10 protein-coding genes are annotated in these 9,485 nt (G+C 64.2%); 4 read left to right on the top strand and 6 right to left on the bottom strand.

Annotation, left to right across the window (positions count from 1 at the left end; all coding sequences use genetic code 11):
* On the top strand, positions 1 to 541 hold a 541-nt coding region (locus EN750_RS07455; RefSeq protein WP_127396053.1), incomplete at its 5' end, for an enoyl-CoA hydratase-related protein.
* A 217-nt stretch (positions 542 to 758) separates the two neighbouring features.
* A complete protein-coding gene (locus EN750_RS07465) occupies positions 759 to 1,697 on the top strand; it encodes an alpha/beta hydrolase (RefSeq protein WP_127396054.1) in 939 nt (312 codons plus the stop codon).
* Positions 1,698 to 1,732: 35 nt separating this feature from the next.
* Here the strand turns inward: EN750_RS07465 and EN750_RS07470 are convergent, their stop codons facing one another.
* The 5 genes from EN750_RS07470 to EN750_RS07490 all read right to left on the bottom strand — a co-directional run bounded on the left by EN750_RS07470 (position 1,733) and on the right by EN750_RS07490 (position 6,652).
* Entirely contained in the window at positions 1,733 to 3,391 is a 1,659-nt protein-coding gene (locus EN750_RS07470) for an FAD-binding dehydrogenase (protein ID WP_127396055.1), read from the bottom strand.
* Between the two features lie 40 nt (positions 3,392 to 3,431).
* Complete coding sequence (locus EN750_RS07475) at positions 3,432 to 4,418, bottom strand: Gfo/Idh/MocA family oxidoreductase (protein WP_127396056.1); 987 nt, start codon at positions 4,416 to 4,418, stop codon at positions 3,432 to 3,434.
* 69 nt (positions 4,419 to 4,487) lie between these two features.
* On the bottom strand, positions 4,488 to 5,063 hold the full coding sequence (locus EN750_RS07480) for a YceI family protein (RefSeq protein ID WP_127396057.1): 576 nt from the start codon (positions 5,061 to 5,063) through the stop codon (positions 4,488 to 4,490).
* A 68-nt stretch (positions 5,064 to 5,131) separates the two neighbouring features.
* A complete protein-coding gene (locus EN750_RS07485; RefSeq protein WP_127319124.1) occupies positions 5,132 to 5,704 on the bottom strand; it encodes a cytochrome b in 573 nt (190 codons plus the stop codon).
* Between the two features lie 57 nt (positions 5,705 to 5,761).
* Positions 5,762 to 6,652 carry a LysR family transcriptional regulator gene (locus tag EN750_RS07490; RefSeq protein ID WP_127396058.1) on the bottom strand — a complete coding sequence of 297 codons (891 nt, stop codon included), beginning with the start codon at positions 6,650 to 6,652 and terminating at the stop codon, positions 5,762 to 5,764.
* Positions 6,653 to 6,748: 96 nt separating this feature from the next.
* Between EN750_RS07490 and EN750_RS07495 the strand changes: the two genes are divergently transcribed.
* The gene (locus tag EN750_RS07495; protein WP_127319120.1) at positions 6,749 to 7,744 is read left to right on the top strand and encodes an aldo/keto reductase; all 996 of its coding nucleotides are present in this window, start codon (positions 6,749 to 6,751) and stop codon (positions 7,742 to 7,744) included.
* A 111-nt stretch (positions 7,745 to 7,855) separates the two neighbouring features.
* On the opposite strand, the gene EN750_RS07500 is transcribed toward EN750_RS07495, so the two are convergent.
* Entirely contained in the window at positions 7,856 to 8,458 is a 603-nt protein-coding gene (locus tag EN750_RS07500; RefSeq protein WP_127396059.1) for a nucleotidyltransferase family protein, read from the bottom strand.
* A 273-nt stretch (positions 8,459 to 8,731) separates the two neighbouring features.
* Between EN750_RS07500 and EN750_RS07505 the strand changes: the two genes are divergently transcribed.
* Positions 8,732 to 9,485 (top strand): Ig domain-containing protein (locus EN750_RS07505; protein WP_210212730.1); only part of this gene is annotated, 754 nt, incomplete at its 3' end.

Below are 9,485 nucleotides of genomic sequence, written 5' to 3' on the forward strand. Positions count from 1 at the left end.
CGGCGGCTTTGCCGGGCTGCAAGAATTGCGCGACCTCAACAAGCCGGTGATCGCTTGCGTCAACGGCATGGCGGTCGGCGGCGGCTTCGAGCTGGCGCTGTCCTGCGACCTCATCTACGCCTCCGACCATTCCTCCTTCGCGCTCCCCGAAATCCGCGCCGGCACGCTGGCCGACGCGGCAACGATCAAACTGCCGAAGCGCATCCCCTACCATGTCGCCATGGACCTTCTGCTGACCGGCCGCTGGATGGATGTGGCCGAGGCGCATCGCTGGGGCCTGGTCAACGAAGTGCTGCCCAAGGAGAAGCTCGAGGACCGTGTCTGGGAGATCGCCCGGCTGCTCGCAGGCGGCCCGCCGCTGGTCTTTGCAGCGATCAAGGAGACCGCGCGTGTGGCCGAGGCGCTGACCTTCCAGGACGCCATGAACAAGGTGACGCGGCGCCAGCTGCCGACGGTCGATGCCCTCTACGGCTCCGAAGACGGCATGGAAGGTTTTCGCGCTTTTGCGGAGAAGCGTGAGCCGGTGTGGAAGGGGAAGTAGTGGATACCGCCGGAACGATGGCGCTTACCCCCCTCTGGCCTGCCGGCCATCTCCCCCTCAAGGGGGGAGATTGGCAGCTTCGATCTCTGCACTCTTCTTGCGACGCAGAAGGTTGGCGAAAGCCTTCGCAACATCCAATCTCCCCCCTTGAGGGGGAGATGTCCGGCAGGACAGAGGGGGGCGCCCTGGCTCAGCCTTGGGCGCCTTTCCAGCACCCATGACCGATTACAAAACCCTCATCGACGCCGAGACCTGGGCGTTCATAGAGCGGACCAATTCCTACTATCCGCCCGACACGATCGACTACACGATCGCGCAGCAGCGCGGGATCTATGACCGCATGTGCCGCGAATTCTTTGCCGGCTATCCCGAAGGCGTGGCGGTCGAAACCTCAGCCATTGCGACGCCCACGCACGACATCCCGATCCGCACCTACCGAAGCACACACAAAGCTGCGGTGACGGTGCTCTATGTCCATGGCGGCGGCTTCATCCTCGGTGGGCTGGACAGCCACGACGATGTCTGCGCCGAGCTCTGTGCCCGCACCGGCTATGAGGTGGTCTCGGTCGATTATCGGCTGGCGCCGGAGCATCTGCATCCGGCGGCCTTCGACGATGCGATGAGCGCCTTCGAATGGGCCGCCGCCAATCGCGATCATCCTATCGTGCTGTGCGGCGACAGCGCCGGCGGCAATCTCTGCGCCGCCGTCAGTCACGCCACGCGTGACCGTTCGAAAAGGCCGGTTGGCCAGGTGCTGATCTATCCCGGCCTCGGCGGAGACCGCGCGAAAGGCTCCTATGTCAAGCACGCCGAAGCGCCGATGCTGACCGTGCGCGATCTCGAATTCTACAAGCACATCCGCACCGACGGCGTGGATAGGACCGGGGACATCACGCTGTCGCCGCTCGCCGACACCGACTTCTCCAACCTGCCGCCGACAGTACTGATCACCGCCGAGTGCGACCCGCTGTCGTCGGATGGCGAGAGCTATCACGACCTGGTCGTGGCGGCGGGCGGACGCGCAACCTGGTTCGAGGAAACGGGGCTGGTGCATGGTTATCTCCGAGGCCGGCACACGGTCGGCCGCGCCCGCGCAAGCTTCACCCGGACCGTCGATGCGGTGACCGCGCTTGGACAGGGCGATTGGCGCTGGTGATCGCGGCTGGACTCTGAGGACCGACCGGCCCCGGCTCATCCCACCGAAGCGGCCGCCGCACGGCCGGCGCTGCGGCCGGAAAAGATGCAGCCGCCGAGGAAGGTGCCCTCAAGCGCCGCATAACCATGCACACCGCCGCCGCCAAAACCGGCGGCTTCGCCGACGGCGTAGAGTCCCGCAACCGGCTGGCCATCGGCACCCAGCACGCGGCTGTCGAGATCGGTCTGCAGGCCGCCCAGCGTCTTGCGGGTCAGGATGTTGAGGCGCACCGCTATCAGCGGGCCGTTTGCCGGATCGAGCATCTTGTGCGGCTTGGCCGTGCGGATCAGCCGGTCGCCGAGATAGGCGCGCGCCCCGCGCAGAGCGGTGATTTGCATGTCCTTGGAGAACGGGTTGTTGAGCTGCCGGTCGCGGGCGCGCATTTCGCGCTCGACCTGGGCTACCTCAAGAAGCGGCTCGCCGCCGGCAAGCGCGTTCATGCGCGCGACCAGCGTCGGCAAGTCGGCCTCGACGATGAAATCCTCGCCCTTCTCCATGAACGCCTTGACCGGACCCGGAATGCCCGATGTGGCGCGGCCGAGCACCTGGCGCCAACTCTTGCCGGTCAAATCGGGGTTCTGCTCGGAGCCCGACAGCGCGAACTCCTTCTGGATGATCTTTTTGGTCAGGATGAACCAGGAATAATCGAAGCCGGTGCTCATGATGTGGGAGAGCGTGCCCAGCGTGTCGAAACCGGGATAGAGCGGCACCGGCAGGCGCTTGCCGCGCGCATCGAGCCACAGCGATGACGGGCCGGGCAGGATGCGGATCGCATGATCGGTCCAGACCGGGGCCCAATTCTTGATGCCCTCGACATAGTGCCACATGCGGTCACGGTTGATGATCGAACCGCCGGCCCGTTCCGTGATCGCCAGCATGCGGCCGTCGACATGATCGGGCACGCCGGTGATCATGCGCTTCGGTGCGGCGCCCAGCCGTTTGGGCCAATTCTCCCGCACCAGTTGATGGTTGGCGCCGATGCCGCCGGAGGCGACGATCACCGCTTGCGCGTGAAGCTCGAAATCGCCTGATATTTCGCGCGAACTCTTGTGGCCGCGCTCGACAGCGCTGGGCTGCAGGATGTCGCCACGCACACCGGTCACAACAGCACCCGTCCGCGTCAGTTCATTGACGCGGTGGCGGAATTTGAAACTGATCAATCCGCGCTTTTGGGCCTCGCGCACGCGCTGGGCGAACGGTTCGAGCACACCGGGGCCGGTGCCCCAGGTAATGTGAAAGCGCGGCACCGAATTGCCGTGGCCGATTGCATTGCCGCCGCCCCGCTCGGCCCAGCCGACCACAGGAAAGAATTTCAGGCCGCGCTGCATCAGCCAGGAGCGTTTCTCGCCGGCGGCGAAGCCGACATAGGCTTCCGCCCATTTGCGCGGCCAGAAATCCTCCGGCCGATCGAAAGCCGCGGTGCCCAGCCAGTCTTCCAACGCCAGGTCATGCGAATCGCGGATGCGCATGCGCCGCTGCTCGGGCGAATTGACGAGGAAAAGGCCGCCGAACGACCAGAACGCCTGACCGCCCAGCGACTGCTCCGGCTCCTGGTCGACAATGATGATTTTCTTGCCGGCCTCGGCAAGCTCGGCGGCGGCAACCAGCCCTGCAAGACCGGCGCCGACAATGATCACGTCCGCATCGTCAGCCATCTTTCCTCCCAGAATTAGCCGGCTACTTCAATGCAAGGGGTCAGACTGTCTCCCAGCCTTCTTTGCCGCCGGCGCGGAAGATGGCATCGATGACTTTCTGGTTGAGCACGGATTCCTCCAGCGTGAAGACGCGCTCCTTGCCGCCCTGTGCCGCACGCGCGAAGGTCTCGACCTCCAGCCGGTATTGCTGCGTGCCGGGAAAGCGGAACACTTGCGCCTCGGTGTGGTTCTGGTTGTGCAGTTCGACGCGGTGGTGGTCGTAAAGCCCGGCATTGAAAGGCGAGAACAGCTCGATGAAACCCTTCTCGCCGTGGAACACCATCACCTGGCGCGCCGCCATCTGCGTCGACAGATAGAAGGACAGCTCGAAGTCGCCGAAATCGGCGCGGATCGAGGAGTAGATGTCGGTGCCGAATGTCTTGTCGCGCTCGATCGTCGCCTGCACGCGCAGCGGCTCTTTGCCGGTCGAAAAGCGCGTCGACACGGTCGGGTAGACGCCGATGTCGGGCAGCGCACCACCGCCGAGATCGAGCTGGTTGCGCATGTTGCTGGGGTCGACATTGTAGTAGGAGAAGGCACCCTGCACATGGCGCAGCCGGCCGATGGCGCCGCTGGCGATGAGGTCGCGTACCTTGATCCATTGCGGGTGGTAGATGACCATGAAGGCCTCGCAGACCAGCACCTTTTTCTGGTCGCGCAGCTCGATCAGCGGGGCAATGTCCTTGGCGTCGAGCGCCAGCGGCTTTTCGACCAGCACATGCTTGCCGGCTTCGATGGCCTTGGCCGCCCATTCGACATGCTGCGAGGTCGGCAACGGGATGTAGACGCCATCGACCTCGTCGGAGGCAAGCAGTTCCTCATAGGAGCCGAAGGCATGGCGCGCGCCGAAGCGCTCGGCCAGCGCCTTGGCCTTCGACAGGTCACGGCTGGCGATCGCCGACAGCACGCCGTTCTCCGCCTCGACCATCGCCGGCAACAAATGCTCGCGGCCGATCTTGGCCGTCGACAACACACCCCATCGGAACATCAGGCTTCTCCATCACAATTACAGGCAACGAGGTTTGCCCGAAATCGCCGGAAAAGCCAATGACGAGGGTCAGCCCCTTTTGCCGGTCAGCGTCATGTCGAAGTCGACGATGTTGGAATAGATTGGCGTGCCGACATCCATGTCGTAGCGCGACCTCAGCACCTTGCCGGTGACATGGAATTTGATCGTCCCGGCCTTGAGACCGCCAAGCTCGGCCGTGAACTTTTCCGGAAACGTCTTGCCGCGCGCCGTCAGCCGGCCGCTGACGAGGGCGGTGGTGTCGCTGGTTCGGGTCACGCTGGTAGAGCGGAACTGGATCTCCGGGTTGTTGGCGGCATCGAACACCGCGTCGGAGCGCAGGAAGGCATCGATACGGCCCTGGCCGGTGCCAACACTTTCGGGAAAGATGGTGAAATTGACCTGCGAGTGCCCGACATCGCTGTTGTCGATGCGGATCGAGCCCTTGAAGCGGGCGAAGGCGCCATTCAGACCGCCGCCGCCGACCTTGCCGATGGAGAAGCGGATGCTGGAGTTGGCCGGGCTGATCGAATAGCTGCCGGCGGCGTCGCCAAGCGCGACGGCCGCTGAAACAGGCATGGCGAGGCAAGCGGCGACCGCCGCAAATCCGAGAATGCGCGTGTACATGGGGATGTTCCTTGTTGGAGGCAGCGCATTCCTGCGCCCTCACTCCATGAACGAATGAACCGCTCGCTCTATTCCGGATCTGACGAAGGCGTGATCATGCGCATGAGCACGCCATCCCTGAGCTGGAAGTGATGCCGCAGTGCCGCCGCAACGTGGAGAGCCACAAGCGCCATGCCGGCATAGGCAAGATACCAATGCGCCGCCGCCCAGAAGCTTTCGGCACCATCCGATTCGGCCAGCGGCAGGTTCGGCATGACGAACAGGTTGAACGGCAGGCTGGGTATCTCCAGCATCGAGACCGACACGAGCGCCCAGCCGGACAAGGGCAAGGCAAGCTGAAACGCGTAGAGCGCAAAATGGGCCAACGGTGCCGCCCGACGTTCCAAAGTCCCGACCGAGCCCGGCAGCGCCGGCGTTGTATTGCCGCAGCGCCAGACGATGCGCAGGATGATCAGGCCGAGCAGCAGGAAGCCGAAGGATTTGTGCAGCTGGATCAGTTCGAAGGCGGTGCGCTGGCTGGTCACCCGCACCATGACGAAGCCGAGTCCGAACTGGCCGATGAAGATCAGCGCAATCAGCCAGTGAAGAATGATCGCGCCCCAGCCATAGCGGGTGGTGCTGTTGGTGATCGATGTTTGCATCGTTGGTGAACGACCGCGATGCCGGTTTTCTTCCACCAGGGGAGGGGCGAGCCCGCTCTATCCACTCACCTTGAAGAAATCGACAAACGCCCTGAGCGCTGGCCGCATCTGACGGCGGCTCGGATAATAGACAAAGAAGCCGTCGAAGGGCGGGCACCAGTCCTCCAGCACGCGGATCAGCCTGCCGTCGGCGAGCGGGGCGCGGACATAGTCCTCAAAGACGAAGGCGAGCCCGGCGCCGTCGACCGCCGCCTGGGCGATCAGATGGTCCTCGTCGAGGATCAGCGGTCCCTCCACCGCCATCTCGATGGCCTCGCGGCCTTTCTCGAATTCCCAGCGGTAGAGGATGCCGCTGGAGAAGCGGAAGCGGATGCAGCGGTGGCCGGCCAGGTCGCGCGGGTGGCGCGGCTTGGGGTTGACCTCGAAATAGACCGGGGCGCCGACCACCGCGCCGCGAAGGTCCGGCCCGATGCGCACCGCGATCATGTCGCGCTGCAGGCTCTCGCCAAGCCGGACGCCAGCATCGAAGCCGCCTTCCACCACGTCGGTGAAGCGGTCCTCGATGACGATCTCCAGCACGATGTCGGGATAGGCCGACGCAAAGGCGCCCAGCCGTGGCGTCAGCGCCAAATGCGCTGCCGTGCGCGGCACGGTCAGGCGCAGATTGCCGGCCGGCCGGTCGCGCGTCTCGATTGCCGTCTCCAGCGCCAGGTCGATCTCCGACAGCGCCGGCCGCAACCGCTCCAGCAACTGCGCACCTTCTTCGGTCGGCGCGACACTGCGTGTGCTGCGCGCCAGCAGCCGAACGCCAAGCCGCGCCTCCAGGCTGGATACCGCGTGGCTGACAGCCGAAGGCGCGATGGCCAATTCCCTGGCGGCGCCCCGAAAGCTGCCGCATTGAGCGACAGTTGCCAGCACGGCCAATTGGGAAAGATGCGCGCGATTCATTGATCTATCTTTTAGTACAGCCCGTGCGGATGAAAGCCGATTATCGAACACAAGGCAAGGCGCTATTTCTCCAACATCGCAACAAGGAGACGCGTTATGCAAACCCGCAAGCTAGGAACTGAATTGAACGTCTACCCCGTCGGCCTCGGCTGCATGGGCATGAGCTTCGCCTATGGCGGCCAAGCGGAAGCCGATGCGATCGCCACGCTGCATCGCGCCGTCGATATCGGCGTCAACTTCTTCGACACGGCGGAGGTCTATGGCCCCTTCGAGAACGAGATCCTGCTCGGCAAGGCGCTGAAGCCGGTGCGCGACAAGGTGACGATCGCGACAAAATTCGGCTTCCGGATTCTGGAGGAAGGTACAGGCCTCGACCGCATGGCTGGCGTCGACAGCCGCCCCGAGCACGTCAAAGCGGTCGCCGAGGCCTCGCTGAAGCGGCTGGGCACCGATGTGATCGACCTCTACTACCAGCACCGTGTCGACCCCAACGTGCCGATCGAGGATACGGTCGGCGCCATGGCCGAACTGGTGCGCGAGGGCAAGGTGCGCGCGCTTGGCCTGTCCGAGGCGAGTGCCGCGACCATTCGCCGGGCCCATGCCGTGCATCCGATATCGGCCGTGCAGAGCGAATATTCGCTGTGGAGCCGCGACCCGGAAGACGAGGTGTTCGCCGTCTGCCGCGAGCTCGGCATCGGCTTCGTTCCCTATAGCCCGCTCGGCCGTGGGCTGCTGACCGGCACGATCGCCAAGCCCGAGGCCTTGAGCGACGGCGACTGGCGCCGGACCTTGCCGCGCTTCCAGGCCGAGGCGATGGAAGCCAACGCCGCTGTCATCGCCACCTTGGAAAAGCTGGCTGTTAAAAAGGGCGTGACCTCGGCACAGCTGGCGCTGGCCTGGGTGCTGCACCAGGGCGATTTCATCGTACCGATCCCCGGCGCGCGCAAGATACGCCATCTGGAGCAGAACACGGCGGCGGCGGACATCGCGCTAAGCGCGGCCGAGGTGCAGGCTATTGGTGACGCGCTGTCGCCCAACAAGGTTATGGGCAAGCGCTATACTGAGGAGTTGCTGGCGCTGGTGAATGGGTAAAAACTGCGAGTAAGCGAAAGGGGCGCCGGGCGCCCCTTTTTCGTACGCAGCGCGGTGCAAAAGGTGGGAGACGCTGGCGTGAAGCGCCCCCCTCTGCCCTGCCGACATTTCCTACCAAGGCACGACAGTGATCTCCGGCCAATACTCCTGGGCGCGTCTGCCCTTCGCCTCATGCGTCTTCTGATTGTCCATCACCCGGTTCGGTGTGATGCGGAACGAAAAAACATTATCCAGCCCGAACGGCGCCACCAACACCAGCTGCCCGTCAGCATCGTATCGAACCCCGACGGCGTGCGTCTTCGACGCGAAATAGCAGACGGGATCGCTGGCGTTCGAATAGCGCGGGCACGGCCGCCCGAACTTCTGCGGATACCAAAGATGCACCCGCGCCTGATTGCGCACCTCGACCGGCAGCGGCAGTCCTTCGAAATGCTTCTCCGCGCGGCGAATAACGGCGTCCTCGGCCTCGTAGGAGAGGTCGCTGTCATCGAAGTAGAACAGGTCGACATCCCTGATGCCATACCCCGAAGGCTTGCCGGTCAGATGGTTCCAAACACTGTTGTAGAGCGCGCCGGAAACCACCAGCCAGTCCGGCAGGTCGAGCGTGCGAGCCCGCGCCAGCGCGTCGCGTAACAGCGGGTCGGCAAGCACGATGGCGAGAAACGCCGCGCGCTGCTCTTCAAGAGAAAGGCCCGAATAGCAGAGAGGATCCATCGCCCTTTGGAGAGCGATTCGGCAAGTATCCGCAATGCTTCGCCCATAGCGCCACCAAAGATGTGGCCAGATTGCAACGTGACCGGACCATGATGCTCGGCCTGGCCCTAAAACAGCCCCACCCTCGTCATCTGACGACTATGCGCGTCTGCCCATCTGCCGGCATGGACGATTGCTATTGGAATTTTCCACACCGGCTGGGGTAGCCTGGGCATGCAGATATCGTCGGTTTGGCCAGCAGCATCGTCGAGAGGACCGATCGACAGGGCAAAATTGACTGCGAAGTGGTTCTGGATTGCCGCGACCTTCTGCGTTCTGATCGCAGCCTCGCTCAATGCAAGTGCTGCGGCGGAGCCGATCGTGATTTCCCCGGCCACGCTGCCGGATGGGAGAGTTGGTGAGCACTATGATCGGACGCTGATGGCTTCAGGCGGAGCTGGCGGGCCATACACGTTCGCGCTCACTTCGGGGGTCACGCCGGTCTCCTTCAGCAGCGGCGGCGTCCTCTCCGGGGCAGTGATAGCCGCCCCCGGCACCTATAATTTCAGAGTCCTGGCGACAGATCAGGTCGGCAACACCGGCACACGCGACTACACGATTGTGATCGCGGACAACCTGGTCTTGATTTCGCCTGCTACGTTGCCCGGCGGGCAGATTGGCCAGCCGTATAACCAGGCGCTGACGGCTTCGGGTGGCGCTGGCGGTCCCTACACGTTCTCGATCGTTTCGGGCTCCATGCCCGTCGCCTTCAGCAGTGCCGGCGTCCTCTCAGGGCCAGTGATAGCCGCCCCCGGCGTCTACAGTTTCAGGGTCCGGGCGACAGACCATGTCGGCAACAGCGGCGAACACGACTACACCATCGTGATCGCGGACAACCCGGTCGTCATTTCACCAGCTGCCTTGCCCGGCGCGCAGATTGGCCAGCCCTATAGCCAGGCGCTGACGGCTTCGGGTGGTGCTGGCGGCCCCTTTACGTTCTCGATCGTTTCGGGCTCCATGCCCGTCGCCTTCAGCAGTGCCGGCGTCC

This window comes from Mesorhizobium sp. M7A.F.Ca.ET.027.03.2.1 (assembly GCF_003999175.1).
Lineage (GTDB): Bacteria > Pseudomonadota > Alphaproteobacteria > Rhizobiales > Rhizobiaceae > Mesorhizobium.